Here is a 19,695-nt window from a genome sequence, read left to right as displayed (position 1 = left end):
ACTATCCGCATGTCATCTCAGACGGATAAGCGCAGGCAGGAAGTTCTTCGGGCAATTGTCTCGGATTACGTAGCTTCCCAGGAGCCGGTCGGCTCGAAGGCTCTGGTGGAGCGCCACAATCTGGGTGTGTCCTCGGCGACCATTAGAAATGACATGGCTGTGCTGGAGGCCGAGGGCTATATCCAGCAGGAACATGCATCATCCGGGCGTATCCCGACTGAGAAGGGCTACCGCCTTTTTGTGGACAGCCTTTCGCAGATTAAGCCGCTGTCCCGGGCTGAGCGCCGAGCTATCCTTGAGTTCCTCGAAGGTGGCGTCGATTTGGAGGACGTGCTGCGCCGAAGTGTGCAGCTGCTGGCCCAGCTAACCCGCCAGGTTGCAGTGGTGCAGGTGCCGACGCTGGAGGTCTCCCGCGTCCGACACTGCGAGGTCGTCCAGCTCGCCGACGCGCGATTGTTGCTGGTCGTCATCACCGACACCGGGCGCGTGGAGCAGCGCAATGTTGAGCTGCCAGCACCGATGGATCCCGATCTCGTGCCGCTGTTGCGTGAGCATTTCAACCGCGCAATGTCGGGGCACACACTTGCCGACGCGTCGATTGCGATTTCCGATCTTGCGGCTAACGCCCCGCGCGATTTGCGGGATGTAATCATCCGCTGCTCGACGGTGCTGGTGGAGTCGTTGATTGAGAAGCCGAATGACAGGCTCATCCTGGCCGGAGCGTCGAATTTGACCCGTGGTAATATGGCCGGTCGCTTACCTTCTACGTTGCCCATGGTTCTTGAGGCTCTCGAAGAACAGGTGGTCGTGCTGAAACTGCTGTCGGCCGCGCAGGATTTGCACCATGTTCGCGTTTCTATCGGTGAGGAAAACGAGGACGAGGAGCTGCGCGCTACTTCAGTTGTTTCAACTGGCTATGGCACCGGCACTGAGATTTTGGGCGGCATGGGAGTAGTTGGCCCCACATTTATGGATTATCCGGGAACAATTTCCTCGGTTGCTGCTGTTGCACAGTACGTTGGCCGGGTATTGAAAGGAAGTAGCTAAAGTTGGCACGCGACTATTACGGCATCCTCGGAGTGGAGAAGGACGCTACGGACGCTGAGATTAAGAAGGCGTACCGAAAGCTGGCGCTCAAGTACCACCCAGACCGTAATCCGGGTGATGAAGAAGCTGCGGAGAAGTTCCGTGAGGCCTCTGAAGCGAACGAGGTCCTGCTGGACCCTGAAAAGCGCCGGATTGTGGATATGGGAGGAGATCCTCTCAATCCACAGGGCGGTATGCCAGGCGGTGGCTTCGGCGGTTTCGGCGGCGGCGGAGTCGGCGATATCTTCGAGGCATTCTTCGGCGGTGCCGGCGGTACCCGCCAGCGCCGCTCGCGTGTACAGCCAGGTGCAGACGCGCTGCTGCGTATTTCTCTGGGCCTCGATGAGGCATTCACCGGTGTCCGCAAGCCCATCACGGTGGACACCGCGGTGCTGTGTGACCAGTGCGAGGGAACCGGCTCGAAGTCCAAGTCCAAGCCGAAGATGTGTACCAGCTGTGATGGCACTGGCGAGATTCAACAGGTCCAGCGTTCTTTCCTGGGCAATGTGATGACCTCGCGGCCGTGCCCGACTTGTGAGGGCACCGGCGAGATCATCCCAGATCCGTGTAACAACTGCGGTGGCGACGGTCGCGTTCGCGCTCGCCGTGATCTGACGGTAAACGTTCCGGCAGGTATCTCTGATGGCATGCGTATTCGCATGGCAGGGCAGGGCGAGGTCGGCCCGGGCGGTGGCCCGGCGGGTGACCTCTACGTGGAAGTTGCCATGGACCCGCACCCTGTATTCGAGCGTGAGGGCGATGATCTGCACTTTAACGTGCAGGTGCCCATGGCTGATGCCGCTCTTGGTACCGAGTTTGAGGTCGACGACCTGCTCGGTGAGCCAATGACCATCAAGGTTGATTCGGGTACCCAGCCGGCAGAGCAGATCCGCCTGTCGGGCAAGGGAATGCCACATCTGCGCGGCGAGGGCAATGGCGACGTGGTCGCACACGTCGATGTCACAGTGCCGACGAAGCTGGACCGCAAGTCCCGCGAGCTGCTGGAGAAGCTACGCGAGCACCGCGATGATGATGCCAAGGTGGCAGACTCGAATGAGCGCCACGGTTTCTTCTCCCGTTTCCGCCGCCGTTAAAACACGCCATCCCCAAAGCCCCCTCCAGTGAGTGTGAAGCACGCATGAGTTTGCCCGTATTTCTCGGTGAGTTCACCGAGCTGCCGCGCCCGGAAGAAATCATTCGAATCCTCGGGTCGGAGGCAAAACACATCAGCGTTCGCAGGCTGAAAGAGGGTTCGGAGATTCTTCTTGCCAATGGTGCGGACAAGGTGGTGCGGGCACAGCTCATGCACGTAGATCCGCGTGAGGTCCACGTTCGTGTGGTCGCCGCCGAGGAACGTCCACGTCCGCGCCCGCACGTCACCGTGGTGCAGGCGCTGCCGAAGTCGGATCGTGCTGAGCTTGCGGTCGATTTGATGACCGAGGCCGGGGTCGATGAGATTATCCCCTGGGCGGCCGTGAATTGTGTGGCCCGATGGCAGGGTACCGCGAAGGTCACTAAGTCCCGCGCTAAGTGGCAGTCGGCTGCGCGCGAGGCAGCCAAGCAGGCTCGTCGTGCATGGATTCCGCCGGTCGCTGACCTACATAGCTCCGCCGATATTGAGCAACTCATCCGGGAAACCACGTCAGCAGGTGGTGCGGCAGCCGTTTTGCACGAGGAGGAAACAGCTCCGTTCGTGGACTTCGCCGCACGGGCAGCAAACGCTGACAAGGTTCTTTTTATCGTCGGCCCAGAAGGGGGAGTCAGCCCTGGGGAACTCGAGGCCTTCTGTGGCGCAGGTGCGAGCTCGGTAGTACTCGGTCCGACAGTTCTCCGCAGTGCCCTTGCTGGAGCTGCTGCTCTTTGTGCACTGGGGCCGTTGACAAAGCGCTGGGGCGGCGCACCCACGCGTGGTCAGTAGGATAGACGCATAATGACAAAGTATTCAGTAACTGCTCGTACCACTGCCGTCGTCGAGCTCGATGACAATCTCGCGCCGATTGTGGTCGGCCATGCGGACCAGAATCTGCGGCTGTTGGAATCTCTGCTGGCAGCGGATATTCATGTCCGCGGCGGGGTTGTGACAATCAAGGGTGCTCCGGCGGATGTTTCGTTGGCTGTCCGCGCTTTCAAGGAGCTGGAGGCGATGGCCCGTCGTGGGCACGAGCTCTCCCCGGAGTCGGTGCGGCACGCGGTGGGCATTGTGGATCGCGGGGAGAAGTCCGCCAGCGAGGTGCTCGGTGGCGGCATCGTGACTCATCGTGGCAAGACCGTGCGTCCCAAGACAGAGGGACAAAAGAACTACGTCGATGCCATCGACCGCTATAACGTTGTTTTCGGTATCGGCCCCGCCGGTACGGGCAAGACGTTCCTGGCCATGGCCAAGGCCGTTGCTGCGCTGAAGAATAAGCAGGTAGAACGCATCATTCTGACTCGCCCCGCAGTGGAGGCGGGTGAGAACCTGGGCTTCCTGCCGGGTACGCTGCACGAGAAGATCGACCCCTACCTGCGCCCATTGCACGATGCGATGCGCGAAATGCTTGAGCCAGAGTTGATTCCAAAGCTGATGGAAACTGGGGTAGTGGAGGTCGCACCGCTGGCGTACATGCGCGGTCGTACCTTGAACAATGCGTTCATTATTCTCGACGAAGCACAGAACACTACTCCGGCGCAGATGAAAATGTTCCTCACCCGCCTGGGCTTCGGTTCGAAGATGGTCATCACCGGCGATGCCAGCCAGGTCGACCTACCCCGTGGGCAGAAGTCTGGCCTAGCCGTCGCCCGTGAGGTGCTGCGCGGCGTGCCGGGAATCGCTTTTCCGGCGTTGGCCGCCGCAGATGTGGTGCGCAACCCGCTGGTGACCGCAATTGTCGAGGCCTACGATGACTACGATGCCTATAACGAAGGTATTGAGCAGGGCGCCGAGTCCCCACAAAAGCGACAGTCCGCCACAAAGCGATAAAGGACGCTGAAATTACATGAGCATTGAAGTTTTCAACGAGTCCGGTCAGGGCGTCAATGAAGAGTCGCTTATCGACGTTGCCCGGTATGCGCTGGGGCGCCTGGACGTGCATCCGGCAGCTGAGCTGAGCATTCACATTGTCGACTTGAAGACGATCGAAGACCTCCATGTGCGCTGGCTGGATCTGCCGGGGCCGACGGATGTGATGAGCTTCCCGATGGATGAGCTCACTCCTGGCTCTGGCCGACCGGATGCAGCTAGCCCAGGGCCTGCGATGCTGGGCGACATTGTGTTGTGCCCAGAGTTTGCCGCGGGGCAGGCGGAGCGTGCAGGCCATCCGCTGAGCCACGAGTTGGTTTTGCTCACCGTGCACGGCGTACTGCACCTGTTGGGCTATGACCATGTCACGGCGGAGGAAGAGCGTCAGATGTTCTCCCTGCAGAATGGTCTGTTGGCGGACTGGTACGACGACATCGATCGTCGTGGCGTGAGCTTTTCCGAAAAACCAATCAACCCCAATGCGTTCCCGGAGCGTTCTAACGAGCGATGATCACTTTAGTAATTGTCGCCGTTGTGGCGATGATCTGCGCTGGCGGACTCAACACAGTCGAAACTGCGGTCGCAGGGATTTCCCGTGCACGCGTGGCAGAGCTGCAGTGTGACGAGGTCGCGGGTGCTAATGCGCTGCTCAAGGTCGTAGAAAATCGGGCTCGGCACGTCAATGTGCTGGTGATTTTGCGGACGCTGTGCGAGTCAATCGGTGCAGTGACGCTTGCGGCGGTCTGTCTTAAGCTTTTCGAGCCGGAGCGCTGGGCCATTGTGGCTGCAGTGGTGTTGTTGGCTCTGTTCACCTTCCTGGTCCTCGGGGTGTTTTCCCGCACGATGGGTCGGAAGAATCCATACTCGATTTCCCTTGCCACCGCGGTCGTTCTGAGTTTTATGGCCAAGGTGTTGGGGCCACTGGAAAAGTTGCTGATTTGGTTCGGCAACATCATCACCCCTGGTGGTGGCTTCCGCGATGGCCCGTTCGCCACCGAAGTCGAGTTGCGCGAGATGGTCGATATCGCCCAGGAGCGCGGCATTGTGGAGCACGATGAGCGCCGCATGATTCAGTCTGTGTTTGATCTCGCGGAAACGTCGGCACGCGTTGTTATGGTTCCGCGCCCAGAGATGGTGTGGATCGAGGCAGATAAGCACTGTGGTCAGGCAGTGGCCCTATGCGTGAAGTCAGGTCACTCGCGACTGCCGGTGATTGGCGAGAGCGTTGAGGACATCGTCGGCGTCATTTACTTGAAGGACATTGTCCAGCAGACGTACTCGCGTACTGATGGCGGCCGCGGCGTTCGCGTCTCCGAGGTCATGCGCGACTGCGTTTTTGTGCCCGACTCCAAGCCACTGGATGATCTGCTCGATGAAATGCAGCGCACCCGCAATCACATCGCCATTCTCATCGACGAATATGGATCGGTCGCCGGCCTTATCTCTATTGAGGACATCCTCGAGGAAATTGTCGGTGAGATTGCCGACGAATACGACGAGGCCGAGCAGGCCCCCATCGAACCGCTGGGGGATGCCTCCTACCGCGTGCAGGCGCGCCTCAGCTTGGGCGAGCTCGTTGAGCTTTACGACGAAGCCCACGGGCGCGAGCTCGTGTTCGATGACGAAGTCACCGATGAGGTGGATACGGTCTCCGGCCTGTTGGCCTATGAGCTCGGACGTGTACCATTGCCGGGTTCATACGTAGAATATGCAGGACTGAAGTTTACCGCTGAGGGGTCCCGCGACCGTCGTGGTCGCATGCGGGTACGCACTGTGGTGGTGGAGCCGACTGCGGAGTTCTACTCCGAGGAAGAAGATACTGATGGGCAATCTTGATGACATGCTGGCCAATGCCGGACTTGGCGGCGATGCTGATGATTACAGCGCGCCGGAGGGCTTTCGCTCCGGGTTCGTTTCCATTGTGGGACGTCCGAACACGGGTAAGTCCACGCTGACCAATTCTCTGGTGGGCGAGAAGATCGCTATTACCGCTAATCAGCCGGAAACCACGCGTCACCCGGTGCGCGGTGTGGTTCACCGCGAGAACTGCCAGATTGTTGTCGTGGATACGCCCGGTCTGCACAAGCCACGCACGCTGCTCGGTGAGCGCCTGAATGACATGGTTCAGGAGACCTATTCCGATGTGGATCTGGTCGCGCTGGTCGTGCCTGCCGACGAGAAAATTGGCCCCGGTGACCGTTGGATCTACGAGAACGTCTCCAAAGGTTGCAAGAACATCATGGGCATTGTGTCCAAGGTGGATAAGGTCTCTCGCGACACCATTATCGAGCGCCTGATTGAGCTGCAGGAGTTGCTCGGTCCGGATGCTGAGCTGGTGCCACTGTCGTCGAAGTCCGGCGAGAACATCAACACGCTGATTGATGTCATGGCTTCCCAGTTGCCGGAGGGACCGCGACTGTACCCAAAGGGTCACATCACCGATGAGGATCTGCACACTCGGATGGCAGAGCTCATCCGCGAGGCGGCCCTCGGCGGTCTGCGCGATGAGTTGCCGCACTCTGTGGCAGTCCAGATTGATGAGGTGCTACCGAGCCAGGACCGCGAAGGCGTCCTGGACGTCCACGCCGTTATCTATGTCGAGCGTTCGGGGCAGAAGTCCATTCTCATGGGGCGCGACGGTCGACGCATGGGCACCACCATTCACAAGGCTCGTAAGGAACTCATCGCGTTGCTTGGTCAGAATGTTTACCTTGACCTGCGCGTGAAAGTGTTGAAGGACTGGCAGTCGGACCCGAAGCAGCTGGGCAAGTTGGGATTCTAAAAAATTGGTCGAGCCGTATCGCGACCGTGCGCTGGTCGTACGCCGCTACGACCTCGGCGAAGCCGACCGCATCATCGTCCTTTTCACCCGCGACCACGGCCTAGTCCGCGGTGTCGCCAAAGGCGTGCGCCGAGCGAAGAGCCGCTTCGGCTCCCGCCTGTCACCATTCGTCGACGTGGATGTCAATATCTACCCACGCCGGGGGCTGTCCACTATCGCAGGCGCAGATACCGTGCGCACGTGGGCGGCACCGCTTGTCGACGACTATGCGCGCTACACCTGTGCGTGTGCAGTCCTGGACGTCGCCGAACGTATTGTCGGCGAGGAACAAGTGCCGGCTCCCGAATTGTGGGATCTCACCACCCAATCGCTCGACGACGTTGCGGCCGGTCGCCATCGCCCCGAGTTGTTGCTGACCTCCTACATCCTGCGGGCAATGGCACAGGCCGGTTGGCAGCCAAGCCTCTTTGAATGCGCAGGCTGCGGCAAAGCCGGGCCTCATCATGCGTTTTCTCCCGCACTGGGTGGAGCAGTGTGCACTAACTGCAGGCCACCGGGTGCAGATACTCCGCCGACCGAGGTTCTGCATCTGATGTGGCAGCTTGCTCATGAGCAATGGGCGGGCATCGATACGTCGTCAAGCGAATTTGAGGGGCGGATGGCGACGGCGCGTACCCTAACGGCGAAGTACCTGCAGTACTACCTGGGCCGCCGGGTGCCGGCGCTGGAACACGTGGATGCTTTTTGGCAGTAAATAGTAGCGGTGGGGCACAATAGGAAGCGTGTTGAATCCTCCTGTACCGCAGCAATTCGTGCCCAATCACATCGCGCTTGTGATGGACGGCAATGGTAGATGGGCCGAGCAGCGTGGGCTCAAGCGCACCGAGGGGCACAAGCGCGGTGAAGCCGTGCTGATGGAGTGCGTCGATGCTTGTTTGGAGATGGGCGTTAAGCACCTGTCGGCCTACGCATTTTCCACTGAGAATTGGCGCCGTTCTGTCGATGAGGTCCGATTCCTGATGGGCTTTAATCGTGATGTGCTGCGCCGACGCCGTGATGAGTTGGATTCGAAGAACGTTCGCGTGCGTTGGGCAGGGCGTCGTCCGCGCCTGTGGCGCTCGGTGATTAAGGAGCTTGAGATCGCCGAGGAACAGACGAAGGACAATGACGCGCTAACTCTGTATATGTGCGTCAACTACGGTGGTCGCGCTGAGATTGTTGACGCTGCTAGAGAGATTGCTCGTCAGGCAGCAGCGGGGGAGCTCAGCGAATATGACTTGACTGAGAAGTCTTTCGCACAGTTCCTGGATGAGCCGACTATGCCGGATGTTGATTTGTTCCTGCGTCCGTCGGGTGAGCAGCGCACGTCCAACTTCTTGATCTGGCAGTCCGCCTATGCGGAGATGGTCTATCAGGACAAGCTTTTCCCGGATTTCGGTCGGGATGACATGCGCGCCGCAGTGGTGGAGTACGCCAAGCGCGACCGTAGGTTCGGCAAGGCCTAGAGCCGGTATTTTTTTGGGGAGGGGAGCTGGGCTACTTCTTCTGGCAGTCCCTGCACAGGCCGAAGACCTCGGCAGTGTGCCCGGTCAGATTAAAACCGTGCTCCTCCGCCAGGCTGTGAGCCCACTGCTCGACGGGTCCGCCAGCGACTTCAACGGTGCTGCCGCAATCGGTGCAGACTAGGTGATGATGGTGGTGGTCACCGCACAGCCGGTAGAGAGCCTCCCCGGAGGCATTGTGCAGAACATCGACAATGTCCATTTCTGCAAGGGACTGGAGCGTCCGATAGACCGTCGTCAAGCCGACCTTGTCCCCACGTTCCGTCAGCGACTTATGAATGTCAGCAGCGGAGCGAAAATTAGGAGCTTCACTCATAATCGACACGACGGCGCGGCGTTGGCGAGTACTGCGCTGGCCGATGCGGGTTGCGGCCGGCCGCGCGGAGGCGTGCGTCCCGGGGCTAGCGGGGGAGCCCGTACCACGTGGGTTTTCGCCAGAACTAACTTCGTGCATATCATCGCCAGCCATGTAAACGACACTACCCGGTATCGGTGGGACAAGATGCGCTAGAGTATAGGGGAACTTTTAACTGGCCTCTCGGGGTCAGTACATTTTGCTTTTCATTACGTCGTTCGCCGCACGGAACGGGCTGAATCGAGTGTCCGGAAAAGGCGTGTGGTGTGCGATGCGAAGCCATTTATAAGGAGTGGTCTAGACCGTGGCACCTAAGTCAGTTGTCGATACCGTCGCCAACCTGTGTAAGCGCAGGGGATTCGTTTACCCGTGTGGTGAAATTTACGGCGGTACCCGCTCGGCATGGGATTACGGTCCCCTGGGTGTGGAGCTGAAGGAAAACATCAAGCGCCAGTGGTGGAAGACCTTCGTCACCGGCCGTAAGGATGTCGTCGGCCTGGATTCCTCCATTATCCTGCCGCGCCAGGTCTGGGAAGCTTCCGGTCACGTCGCTACCTTCACTGACCCGCTGGTGGAGTCTCTGCACACCCACAAGCGCTACCGCGCTGACCACCTGCTGGAGGCCTACGAGGCCAAGCACGGTCACCCGCCGGCCAATGGTCTGGCAGACGTTCCGGACCCGGAGACCGGTCAGCCGGGCGATTGGACCGAGCCGCAGATGTTCTCCGGTCTGATGAAGACCTTCCTCGGCCCGGTCGACAATGAGCAGGGCCTGCACTACATGCGTCCGGAGACCGCTCAGGGTATCTTCGTCAACTTCAAGAACGTTATGACCACGGCTCGTATGAAGCCACCGTTCGGTATCGGCCAGACCGGTAAGGCATTCCGCAACGAGATTACCCCGGGTAACTTCATCTTCCGTACTCGCGAGTTCGAGCAGATGGAGATTGAGTACTTCGTCGCACCGGACCAGGCTGAAGAGAAGTTCGACGAGTGGGTCGACGCCTGCTGGAACTGGTTCATCGACCTCGGCGTTAACCCGGAGAACATGCGTCAGTTCGACGTTCCGAAGGACGAGCGCGCGCACTACTCTGCACGCACAATTGACTTCGAGTACCGCTTCCACTTCCAGGGCAACGAGTGGGGCGAGCTGATGGGTGTCGCCAACCGAACTGACTACGACCTCGGTTGCCACATCGAGCACTCTAAGGAAGATCTGCGTTACCACGACCAGGTCACCGGCGAAAAGTACGTCCCGTACGTCATCGAGCCGTCTTTCGGCCTGACCCGCGCCCTGATGGCCTTCCTGTGCGATGCCTACACCGAGGAAGAGGTGCCGAACGCAAAGGGCGGCACCGACACCCGTACCGTGCTGAAGCTCGACCCGCGTCTGTCGCCGGTTAAGGTTGCAGTTCTGCCGCTGTCGAAGAAGGACACCCTGACTCCGACTGCTGAGGCTGTCGCGGACAAGCTCCGCCGGCACTGGGCCGTCGATTACGACACCTCCGGTGCTATCGGCCGTCGTTACCGTCGTCAGGATGAGATTGGTACCCCGTACTGCGTCACCGTTGACTTCGATACTCTCGAAGACAACGCTGTGACCGTCCGCGACCGCGACACCATGGAGCAGGAGCGCGTCAAGATTGACGAGCTGGAAGGCTACCTCGCAGCTCGCCTGGTGGGCTGCTAATGGCCGAAGAAGTTTTTTGGGAATCCTATAGTCTCGGCGACGGCTCCCGGGAAAAATCCGAGCAAACCTGGCCGATTCTGAAGGAAAGCACCGAAATAGGCACGTACAGCCGTGATGAGCAGGGCGATCGCCTCAACACCCCGGAAGGGGAGTGGGTCATTGATGCCTCTGCTAATCACCGTGTTTCCGCCACGCTTCCCGACGGTCGTGTGTTCTCGACCGTTGCTGCTGACCGTGACAAGATTTCGCGAGCCAAGCAGCTTTCAGTGACCTTTGGGCCGGATCGTCCCGAAGGCAAGCTGGTGTGTGAGGGATCGACGAACTACGTCATTGAGAATGCAAAGACCGGCGAGAAGTGGGGCCAGTTTACCGGTGCGTCCCGTGGCGTGCGCCACGCAGAGGTGCAGTTCGACACCGACGAAGGCCGTGCGCTGCCGGAAGAGGAGAAAATCTTCCTGGTCTACAGTGCTCGTCGAGTGCTGGAGTCCCGCATGGTTTCCTCAACCTGGATTCTCACTGTCTGCTTGCTCTTGCTGATTGCCTATATGATTTGGGTGTGGATCGTGTAGCAACTATTGCAGACGGCGTCGTTTACGACGAGAACAAAAAGGCCCTGTCCGACGGTTGGAGCTGTCAGGACGGGGTCTTTAGTGCTTTTTGGATCACCTCGCCACAAGGGCGTGGTTGGCAGGTGAAAGCCCGCTTTTTTAGCACGAACGCGCTAGTAATGACGAATTCGGACGAGGGGGAGTCTTTCGTCCTCAACAGAGAAGGACGGGGAATTCGTACGGTCTTCGACATCGAGCGCCCAGGCTATGAGCTCGCCCGAATCGTCAGAGAGGACAGCCTAGGCCGAGGGGTATTTGGCGTCTATGCCCAGGAGGGAGACTTCCGGGGGAGTTTCGAAGACTGGCTGATTGCCGCCGCACTGGCGACGTGGTCTGTGGATGGACCACGCCAGATGCGAATTTAGGCGGGAATCTAGAAGCCCATTGTGCTGCCGGAGCCGCCTGGTCGGCTCGAACCTCCGCCGAAACCGCCGATACTGCCTCCAAAGCCGCTGTTGTTGCTGAGCATGCTGCCCAGCACCATGCCGGCGACCATCGAACCGTTGCTGCCGCCACCGCGGCGCTGATCCTGGTAGCGGCGGATGTCACGGCGAGCCAAGTCAGCGGCCTCAGCCGCGAGCTTGCGCGCACGACGTGCGTAGGCCAACGCCTTTCGCGGATCGTCGTTGGCCAAGCCCTGAGCAGAGCCGTAAGCACGCTGTGCCTCTGCGAGGCGAGTGCGAGCCTCTGCGCCAACCACACGGCGGCGGGTAGCAATCAAGTCAGCTGCGGCGCGAATGTGGTTGTCGGCATCTTGCATGCTGTGCTGCAAAGTGGCGGTAGCTCGGACGAACGATGCGGCCTTGTCTCGAGCGGAGTCCAGGGCTTCGTCGAGCAGCTCATCGGCATCGGTCAGTGCGGTCCAGGAACTCAGCGGATCCACTTCGGACTTATTGGCTGCCACGCCGAGTGCTTCACGGCCTGCTTCGATGGCCGCATTGAGACGCTCGCGGTTGATGTTGGCACCTTGCGGTGCCGACATCAGGTGCGAGGCCTCATCGATTTCACCGCGGACCTCGGCGATAAGGGAAGCCAGTCCAGCGGCTGCAGCGTGAATATCGCTATCGGCGTGTTCAATGGCGCTTAGCAAGCTCTCTGCCTGTGTGAGCGCAAAGTCGGTGGCCGACAGCGCATCGATCAGACCACCTTGCTCACCGGCGGGCAGGTCAGCGATGCGGTGGGCCTCAGTCATTGACTGGTCAGCCTGATTAAGGTGCTCCGTGGCCATGTCGATATTGTCGGTCACAGAGCTGAGCATCTGCTCTTCGTAACGTGCGCGCAGACCGTCGAGAATTTCGCCGGCACGCGGCATACGAGAGCGCAGCTCGACACTTCGCTGAGTGAGCTTCGAAATGGTCGCTTCAGCATTCATCAACTCCTGGCGGAGTTTCTGGAAGTTTGCGGCCTCGCCGTCGAGCTGGTCATCCGCAACACCACAGGTGGAGATAATCTCCAGCAGGACACTGCGGCGCTCGATTTCGTCGGCTACGGAGCCGTCGTCAAGCCGTTGGCGAAGGGTGAATGCGCGCTCGAGCGTGGACTGAGAGTGCTTCAGTGCGTTGTCGAAGCTGCGGATGCGTTCGGTGCCGAACTCAGCGCGAGCAAGGTCGAGCTCGGTGCTGGCCTTGCGGATGGACTCATCGGTACTGACAATCTCATCGCGCGCAAGAACATCGAGCGAGCTGGTACTCAGCGAGTCCAGCGAAGAGACATCCCCGGGGTCGATGTTGCGGCCACGAGCAATCTCTTCCTCGTCGCGCTTCTTCTTATTGCGACGGCCCACGGCCCAGGTGGTGCCACCGACAACGGCGGCACCACCGAGGCCGGCGCCGAGCGCCCACCCACCGGCGGAGCCGCTGCCACCGCCTGCCTCGGCGATGGCAGCTTCGCCCGCAGCAGCCCAGTTGTCGTCCTCTAACAACTGCCCTTGAGCGGCGCTGTTGACGGCTTCTGCGTTGCTGGGGAAAGAGTTGCCGACGAACGCGCCTAGGTTGCGGTCTTCCACGGCGACGACCAGGACACCGCGGTTGTCAGCAGCGCCGAGGTGCTCCCAGGCCTGCTGCGCCCATTGCTCGCCCTGAATGCCGTCGAAGCTCTTGATGTAAAACACCGAGAACAGGAGCCGCTTGTCGGTCTTGAGCTGCTGAATCTGCTCCTTTAAGCGAGCCTCTTCGCTGCCGCTCAGCACACCTGCGAGATCGTCCACGTCACCTGACACATCCGCCGGTGCTTCGGCGTGCGCCAACGGTGCTGACGGTGCGAGTGCCAGTAGCGATGCAGGTGCATGAACCGGCGGCTGTGTTGGTATCGCAGCTGTGATGAGCGGCATGCTCAGGCCGAGGAAAGCACCCGATGCGGCAAGGTAAAGGGGGCGAAACACGCGATTCCTGTCAGACATATCTACAAGGATACGTAACAATAATTACGTGGCCGGTAAATTTTCGTATTCATCTTTTGAACTCGCTCGTATTGTCGAGGAGTCTCCGAAGCAGTCATTGCTGCCCGGGGTGCAGTCCTTGGAATCCCACCGGGCGGCGTTTGCACGAGATCGCGCCCGCGTCCTGCACTCCGCAGCGCTGCGCAGGCTGGCTGACAAAACCCAGGTTGTGGGGCCAGGGGAGGGCGATACTCCGCGCACACGCCTGACTCACTCGCTGGAGGTCGCGCAGATTTCCCGTGGAATCGCCAGCGAGTTGGGTGCAGATGAGGATCTCGCAGAGCTGGCCGGCCTGACGCATGACATCGGGCACCCGCCGTATGGCCACAATGGCGAGCGCGCCCTCAACGAGATTGCTGCTGGTTGCGGCGGGTTCGAGGGCAACGCTCAGACGCTGCGTATTCTTACTCGCCTCGAGCCGAAGGTGCTCGATGGTACGGGTGAGCCGTGCGGATTGAATCTCACTCGGGCGGCGCTCGATGCCGCTTGTAAGTACCCGTGGACGCCAATCGGTCCCGATGGTCAGCTCCGCCACAAGTACGGGGCCTACCAGGAAGATGCCGCGATTTTGCAGTGGATTCGACAGGGCGTTCCGCACGGCAAGCAGTGTCTTGAGGCGCAGATTATGGACTGGTCTGACGATGTCGCCTATTCTGTCCACGATGTCGAGGATGGCATCGTATCTGGCCGCGTTGATCTGGGCGTTTTGTGGGACACGGTGGAACTGGCCGCGCTCGCTGATAAGGGTGCTGCCGCATTTGGTGGCGATCCAGCGGAGCTCGTCGAAGCTGCCGGGCGTCTTGCCAGCTTGCCGGTGGTATCAGCTGCGGCGTCCTATGATGGTTCGCTGCGCTCGCTGGTTGCGCTGAAACGGATGACCTCGGAGTTGGTCGGCCGTTTTGTCACTGCTTCCGTCGCGGGTACGCGTGCTGCCTCCGGATCGACGCTTCCGCTCGGGCGTTACGACGCGGACCTCGCCGTGCCCAGCTCGATTCTGGCGGAGGTCACCATGCTGAAGACCATCGCCGTGTTGTACGTGATGGATCTTCCGCGTCATATTCGCCGTCAGGAGCGTGAGCGCGATCGCCTTTTCCGGGTGGCCGAGTATCTGCAGGAGGGTGCTCCGGGAACGCTTGATCCGATGTTCCAGTGGCTCTATTCCCGCGCGGAGAGTGACCAAGCGCGGCTGCGGGTAATCGTTGATCAGCTAGCGTCGATGACGGAGTCTCGTGTAGAGCGGCTTGATCGCCAGATTGCTGGTGTGGCCGCGGCGTGGGGATAGTTGTCTAGTCCTCCGCGTCAGGAATTTCGCAGAAGCTCTCGTAGTGGTCGTCGGTGTAGTACCAGACATCCGGGTCATTTTCGGAACCGCCGCCGACAACAATGCGACGTGCACCGCGGCTGGAATTGCCCGGGGTGGTCACGGTGTATTCGCGGTAGTAGTCACCGCGCTGCCTCGGCAGGCGTCCCTCGTAGTTGCCGAAGTGCTTGCCGTCGTGCTGCGAATAGATGTGGTCCTGGTCGGTCAGGATGCGGTCGATAACATCGTCGGCCTCCTGCGGCAGAGTATCTACTGCGCAGGTGGCACCCTTGGCACCAGCCTTGTTGCTGCCCGAATTAGTGCCAGGCTTCGGACTCGATTTCGAGCTGGGCGCAGCGGAAGTCTGCGATTCGGAATTCTGCGACCCCTGTGAGTTCTCGGATGCCGTAGAGTTCTGATCTCCGCCATCGAGCCCGAGATAGCTACCAGCCAGCACCAGAGCGGCAGCGCCTACGCCGCTCGCAATCTTCTTCCACTCAGCCATGGCTAGTATCTTTCCATATCTGCTGCCGCCGGCACGTTTTTGGGTTGGGCGCGGGCGGCTCGTCGTTAAGCGAAACCTCTACGGCGGAGTCGATTGGACGGGTTGGGTAAGGTTATTTTCATGGCTAGGGGAAGAATTCCGGACTCCGATATCGCGGCAATCCGCGAGCGGACTCCGATTGAGGAGATCGTTGCGGAATACGTGAACCTCAAACCGGCTGGCGCGGATTCTTTGAAAGGGCTTTCGCCTTTTAAAGACGAGCGCACGCCGTCGTTCCACGTACGCCCCAATCATGGCTATTACCACTGCTTTTCCACTGGCAAGGGCGGTGATGTATTTAGCTTTCTCATGGAGATGGAACACCTGTCTTTCCCGGAGGCTGTCGAAGCCTGTGCGGAGAAAATTGGCTTCCACATTAACTATGAGGGCGGCGGCACGGGCCGTCGCGAGGAACCGGGAACCCGCCAGCGTCTCATCGCCGCAAACCGCGAGGCACAGAAGTTCTACCGCGAGCAGTTTTCGACTCCAGCGGCAGCGCCCGCTCGCGAGTTTCTGGAAAATCGTGGCTTCACTGCCGAGCATGCGGCCCAGTTCGGCTGTGGCTACTCGCCGGCCGGTTGGGACACTCTAACCAAGCACCTGCAGCGCCTGGGCTTTAGTTTCGAGGAGCTGGATAAGGCGGGTCTTTCCAAGATGGGGCGTATGGGGCCAATCGATCGTTTCCACCGTCGTCTCATGTGGCCGATTCGCAATATGTCCGGCGATGTCATCGGCTTTGGTGCCCGCAAGCTTTTCGACGATGACAATCTGGGCAAGTACATGAACACGCCCGAGACCATGCTGTACAAGAAGTCCAAGGTGCTCTTCGGCCTGGATCTGGCCAAGAAGGACATTGCTGCTGGCCACCAGGCCGTAATCGTTGAGGGCTACACCGACGTCATGGCCATGCACGCCTCGGGTGTGACTACTGCCGTTGCTTCCTGTGGTACCGCTTTCGGCGAGGAACACCTCCAGCTGCTGCGCCGTCTCATGCTCGATGACAACTTTTTCCGCGGCGAACTCATCTACACCTTCGACGGCGACGAGGCAGGGCAGAAGGCCGCCATGCGCGCCTTCGAGGGCGAGCAGAATTTCACCGGCCAGTCCTACGTCGCGGTCGCGCCGGACGGCATGGATCCGTGCGATCTGCGCCAGAAGAAGGGCGAGGCCGCAGTGCGCGATCTCGTCGCTTCACGACGGCCATTGATCGAATTTGTCCTCCGCACGCTTCTGGCCGACTATGACCTGACCACCGCTAATGGCAGGGTCTCCGGGTTGCGCCGCGTGGTGCCTGTCCTGGCCCAGCTCAAGGACGCGGCGCTGCGCGATGAGTATGCCCGCGAAGTTGCCGGCTGGATCGGCTGGAATGATGAGGCCGAGCTGGTGCAGCGCGTCCGCGAGGAGGCCAGTCGGCCACAGAATGAAAAGCGCACCCCCTACCAGCGTCGCCAAGAAGAGGCCCGTGCCCGCGAAGAGGCGGAGGAAGCGCGGCGCCGGCGCAACCCGGCACTGCCGTATCCAAATCCGCGGGACCCTGTGCTTTATGCGCAACGTGAGGCCCTCAAGCTGGCAATTCAGGAGCCCGCCACCACCGGTCCGGTATTCGATGCGCTCGCACCCGAGACCTTTGGGCATCCGACCTACCGAGCGGTATTCGACGCCATCATGGCCGCCGGGGGTGCCTGCGGGGAAGCGGCCACACAGCCACATAGTTGGGCGACCGCAATTATGGATCAGGCGCGGGAGGACGTCGTCAAGCATCTCGTGACTGAGCTGGGCGTGGAGCAAATCGCCGTCGATGAGGAGACCTTGCGCCCGTATGCGCAGGCGATTCTGGCGCGACTGCAGGAAGTGTGGGTCGGCGACCAGATTGCACAGCTGAAAGCGATGCTCTCGCGGATGCGGCCCTCAGACGACGAAACCGCCTACAACTCGCTGTTCGCGGACCTGCTCGCGATGGAGCAGTACCGCCGCGAACTGCAAGCAGAGGCGGTCAAGGTCGTATTTGAGTAGCTAGTGGCTAGCAGTTTCTAGGCGCCAGCCACCCGTCAGCAGCTAGCGACTAGTAGCCGCGGCGAATCCACTCTTCCAAGTGCGGAGCCTCGCGACCAATCGTCGTGTGATCGCCATGACCCGTGCGGACAGTCGTTTCCGCAGGCAGGGTCAGCAGGTTGTCGCGGATGGAGTTAATGATCGTGTCGAAATCCGAGTAGGACCGACCGGTCGCTCCAGGACCGCCGGAAAACAGCGTGTCCCCAGAGAACAGCTCCGCGGCCTCCGGCACGTACAGACAGCACGAGCCAGGGGAGTGGCCCGGAGTGTTAATAATGACAACCTCCGTGCCCGCAATCTCCAGGCGCTGACCGTGTGCGAGGTCCTCGTGCGCGAGGTTCGGCCAGGACTGCTCCCACAGCATCTGGTCGCCCGGGTGGACCAGCAGGGGAGCGTCGAGCTTTTCCTGCAGCTCAGGTGCCACAGTGATGTGGTCGTTGTGTGCGTGGGTGCACACGATGGCCTTTACCTTGCGGCCATCCACCGCATCAATGATCGGCTGCGCCTCATGCGCCGCATCGATGACAATGACCTCACGGTCATCGCCGAGCACCCATACGTTGTTGTCTACGTCCCACGTGCCACCGTCGAGCGAGAACGTGCCCGACGTGAGAACGTGGTCGACCCTCAAATCCTTGTTCACAGCGTCACCACCGATCGCAGTACCTTACCGGCCTTCATAGTTTCGAAAGCCTCATCAACATCCTCAATGCCAATGCGTTCTGTTACGAAGCCCTCCAACGGTAGGCGGTTTTGCAACGACAGATCTACCAGCATCGGGAAGTCGCGCTCCGGCAGGCAGTCGCCGTACCAGGACGACTTCAGCGCACCACCGCGGCTAAACACATCCGCCAGCGGGATGTCCAGCTCCATCGTCGGTGCCGGAACGCCGACCAGAACAACACGTCCAGCCAGGTCACGGGCGTAGAACGCCTGCTTGTAGGTTTCCGGACGGCCGACCGCATCAATCACGACGTCAGCACCGAAACCGTCGGTCAGCTCACGCACTCGCTTAACGACGGGATCCTCTTCCCCGGTGCCCTTATCGCTCTTAGCCAGCTCCGCAGAGTTAATGGTCTCGGTGGCGCCGAATTCGCGGGCGGTGTCGAGCTTCTCGTCCGAGATATCGATGGCAATAATCGTGCTAGCGCCAGCCAGCTTGGCACCGGCGATAGCGGCGGTACCAACGCCACCGCAGCCGATGACGGCTACTGATTCACCGCGCTTAACCTCGCCGGTGTTGATGGCCGCACCGATGCCGGCCATGACGCCGCAGCCAAGCAGACCCGCAACGGCCGGATCGGCTGCCGAATCGACCTTGGTGCACTGGCCCTCGTGGACGAGGGTGGCATCCGCAAAAGCGCCGATTCCAAGGGCTGGGGTGAGGACGGTGCCGTCGGCAAGCGTCATGGGCTTGGAGGCGTTGAAAGTGCTAAAGCAGTACTGTGGCTCACCACGCTTACAGGCGCGGCACTCGCCGCAGACAGCGCGCCAATTGAGGACGACGAAATCGCCGACGGCAACATGCGTGACCTCTTCGCCAATCTCGGAGACCACGCCTGCAGCCTCGTGGCCGAGGAAGAACGGGTACTCGTCGGTGATATCGCCGTCGCGGTAAGCCAGGTCTGTATGGCAGACGCCGCAGGCCTGGATGTCGACAATGACATCGCTCGGGCCCGGGGACGGGATGTGGATATCAGTAAGTTCTACAGGTGCGCCTTTTTCGCGTGCGATAACGCCGCGAACAACGCGTGCGGTTTGCTCGGTGTTTTCGGTTCCGTTGGTTTGTTCAGGCATAAGCCCCATCGTATGAACGCGGTATGAATAGTGCATGATGGAAAGTGTTTTCAGTACTGCTCGGGGCTTCGTTGGACCGTGTGAGATTGCGCGGATTGCGTGGATTGCGCGGATTGCGCGGATTGCGCGGATTGTGTGGTTTCAAGAACTCACAACAATGTCATGGCCGATGGGTATGAGATGCCTAAATTGGCTTTTGACCTGGCGATTTGTGAGTTTCAAGGGGTCTGGGTAAAGTATCTATCCGTCGCAAGGAACGGCGTGGCCAAAGTATGGTTTAGCTGGTTCTTGGCGGTGATTATTCCTCCATAGCTCAATGGCAGAGCATTCGACTGTTAATCGAAGGGTTGCTGGTTCGAGTCCAGCTGGAGGAGCAATTAGGCCAGGTCAGAGAGTTTTTCTCTGGCCTGGTTTTTTATTCGCAGTGTTAATCCACTAAAACAATCATTAAATATTCGGGCCAAAGGACAAAATTCGTGTCTTT

The 19,695-nt window shown here is 60.1% G+C and carries 19 protein-coding genes and 1 tRNA gene; 15 read left to right on the top strand and 5 right to left on the bottom strand.

The features are described 5' to 3' along the window. Positions 1 to 9: 9 nt before the first annotated feature. Genes hrcA through HMPREF2708_RS09355 form a run of 9 tightly spaced genes read left to right on the top strand, consistent with a single transcriptional unit; the run spans position 10 to position 8,371 of the window. Positions 10 to 1,047 (top strand): heat-inducible transcriptional repressor HrcA, encoded by a 1,038-nt coding sequence (gene hrcA, locus HMPREF2708_RS09395; RefSeq protein ID WP_070834038.1) that lies wholly within the window; start codon positions 10 to 12, stop codon positions 1,045 to 1,047. Positions 1,048 to 1,049: 2 nt separating this feature from the next. Next, positions 1,050 to 2,180: a molecular chaperone DnaJ gene (gene dnaJ, locus HMPREF2708_RS09390; protein ID WP_070834037.1), complete on the top strand. Its 1,131-nt coding sequence runs from the start codon at positions 1,050 to 1,052 to the stop codon at positions 2,178 to 2,180. 44 nt (positions 2,181 to 2,224) lie between these two features. Continuing rightward, on the top strand, positions 2,225 to 3,004 hold the full coding sequence (locus HMPREF2708_RS09385) for a 16S rRNA (uracil(1498)-N(3))-methyltransferase (RefSeq protein ID WP_038626038.1): 780 nt from the start codon (positions 2,225 to 2,227) through the stop codon (positions 3,002 to 3,004). Positions 3,005 to 3,016: 12 nt separating this feature from the next. Continuing rightward, positions 3,017 to 4,045, top strand: a complete 1,029-nt coding sequence (locus tag HMPREF2708_RS09380; protein WP_005511086.1) for a PhoH family protein — start codon at positions 3,017 to 3,019, stop codon at positions 4,043 to 4,045. Between the two features lie 16 nt (positions 4,046 to 4,061). After that, complete coding sequence (gene ybeY, locus HMPREF2708_RS09375) at positions 4,062 to 4,595, top strand: rRNA maturation RNase YbeY (protein WP_005511056.1); 534 nt, start codon at positions 4,062 to 4,064, stop codon at positions 4,593 to 4,595. After that, entirely contained in the window at positions 4,592 to 5,920 is a 1,329-nt protein-coding gene (locus HMPREF2708_RS09370; RefSeq protein WP_070834036.1) for a hemolysin family protein, read from the top strand. The genes ybeY and HMPREF2708_RS09370 overlap by 4 nt, the downstream gene beginning before the upstream one ends. A gap of 4 nt (positions 5,921 to 5,924) precedes the next feature. Further along, entirely contained in the window at positions 5,925 to 6,866 is a 942-nt protein-coding gene (gene era, locus HMPREF2708_RS09365) for a GTPase Era (protein ID WP_048732786.1), read from the top strand. 4 nt (positions 6,867 to 6,870) lie between these two features. Continuing rightward, the gene (recO, locus tag HMPREF2708_RS09360) at positions 6,871 to 7,620 is read left to right on the top strand and encodes a DNA repair protein RecO (protein WP_070834035.1); all 750 of its coding nucleotides are present in this window, start codon (positions 6,871 to 6,873) and stop codon (positions 7,618 to 7,620) included. A gap of 28 nt (positions 7,621 to 7,648) precedes the next feature. Beyond that, a complete protein-coding gene (locus HMPREF2708_RS09355; RefSeq protein WP_016423112.1) occupies positions 7,649 to 8,371 on the top strand; it encodes an isoprenyl transferase in 723 nt (240 codons plus the stop codon). Positions 8,372 to 8,402: 31 nt separating this feature from the next. On the opposite strand, the gene HMPREF2708_RS09350 is transcribed toward HMPREF2708_RS09355, so the two are convergent. Further along, positions 8,403 to 8,897, bottom strand: coding sequence for a Fur family transcriptional regulator (locus HMPREF2708_RS09350; RefSeq protein ID WP_049181323.1), 495 nt, complete (start codon positions 8,895 to 8,897; stop codon positions 8,403 to 8,405). A gap of 190 nt (positions 8,898 to 9,087) precedes the next feature. Here HMPREF2708_RS09350 and HMPREF2708_RS09345 point away from each other — a divergent pair, with 190 nt between their 5' ends. The 3 genes from HMPREF2708_RS09345 to HMPREF2708_RS11030 all read left to right on the top strand — a co-directional run bounded on the left by HMPREF2708_RS09345 (position 9,088) and on the right by HMPREF2708_RS11030 (position 11,446). Next, positions 9,088 to 10,473: a glycine--tRNA ligase gene (locus tag HMPREF2708_RS09345; RefSeq protein ID WP_070834034.1), complete on the top strand. Its 1,386-nt coding sequence runs from the start codon at positions 9,088 to 9,090 to the stop codon at positions 10,471 to 10,473. Continuing rightward, positions 10,473 to 11,042 (top strand): hypothetical protein, encoded by a 570-nt coding sequence (locus HMPREF2708_RS09340; protein ID WP_048732687.1) that lies wholly within the window; start codon positions 10,473 to 10,475, stop codon positions 11,040 to 11,042. Before HMPREF2708_RS09345 ends, HMPREF2708_RS09340 begins: the two co-directional genes overlap by 1 nt. 158 nt (positions 11,043 to 11,200) lie before the next feature. After that, positions 11,201 to 11,446 (top strand): hypothetical protein, encoded by a 246-nt coding sequence (locus HMPREF2708_RS11030; RefSeq protein WP_038626020.1) that lies wholly within the window; start codon positions 11,201 to 11,203, stop codon positions 11,444 to 11,446. Positions 11,447 to 11,454: 8 nt separating this feature from the next. On the opposite strand, the gene HMPREF2708_RS09330 is transcribed toward HMPREF2708_RS11030, so the two are convergent. Next, positions 11,455 to 13,479, bottom strand: coding sequence for a TPM domain-containing protein (locus tag HMPREF2708_RS09330; RefSeq protein WP_246840403.1), 2,025 nt, complete (start codon positions 13,477 to 13,479; stop codon positions 11,455 to 11,457). 28 nt (positions 13,480 to 13,507) lie between these two features. On the opposite strand from HMPREF2708_RS09330, the gene HMPREF2708_RS09325 reads away from it, so the two are divergent. After that, positions 13,508 to 14,800, top strand: a complete 1,293-nt coding sequence (locus HMPREF2708_RS09325) for a deoxyguanosinetriphosphate triphosphohydrolase (protein ID WP_016423106.1) — start codon at positions 13,508 to 13,510, stop codon at positions 14,798 to 14,800. Between the two features lie 4 nt (positions 14,801 to 14,804). Here HMPREF2708_RS09325 and HMPREF2708_RS09320 read toward each other — a convergent pair whose 3' ends face one another. After that, complete coding sequence (locus HMPREF2708_RS09320) at positions 14,805 to 15,323, bottom strand: guanyl-specific ribonuclease (RefSeq protein ID WP_070834032.1); 519 nt, start codon at positions 15,321 to 15,323, stop codon at positions 14,805 to 14,807. Between the two features lie 120 nt (positions 15,324 to 15,443). Here HMPREF2708_RS09320 and dnaG point away from each other — a divergent pair, with 120 nt between their 5' ends. Continuing rightward, entirely contained in the window at positions 15,444 to 17,375 is a 1,932-nt protein-coding gene (dnaG, locus tag HMPREF2708_RS09315; protein WP_083321944.1) for a DNA primase, read from the top strand. A gap of 49 nt (positions 17,376 to 17,424) precedes the next feature. Here the strand turns inward: dnaG and HMPREF2708_RS09310 are convergent, their stop codons facing one another. Continuing rightward, positions 17,425 to 18,057: an MBL fold metallo-hydrolase gene (locus HMPREF2708_RS09310; RefSeq protein ID WP_016423101.1), complete on the bottom strand. Its 633-nt coding sequence runs from the start codon at positions 18,055 to 18,057 to the stop codon at positions 17,425 to 17,427. Further along, positions 18,054 to 19,211, bottom strand: coding sequence for an S-(hydroxymethyl)mycothiol dehydrogenase (locus tag HMPREF2708_RS09305; protein ID WP_070834236.1), 1,158 nt, complete (start codon positions 19,209 to 19,211; stop codon positions 18,054 to 18,056). Before HMPREF2708_RS09305 ends, HMPREF2708_RS09310 begins: the two co-directional genes overlap by 4 nt. Positions 19,212 to 19,513: 302 nt before the next feature. On the opposite strand from HMPREF2708_RS09305, the gene HMPREF2708_RS09300 reads away from it, so the two are divergent. After that, positions 19,514 to 19,585: transfer RNA gene (locus tag HMPREF2708_RS09300), tRNA-Asn, on the top strand. Positions 19,586 to 19,695: the final 110 nt, after the last annotated feature.

This window comes from Corynebacterium sp. HMSC073H12 (assembly GCF_001837775.1).
GTDB lineage: Bacteria > Actinomycetota > Actinomycetes > Mycobacteriales > Mycobacteriaceae > Corynebacterium > Corynebacterium amycolatum.
This window is presented reverse-complemented; position numbering and strand designations above follow the sequence as displayed.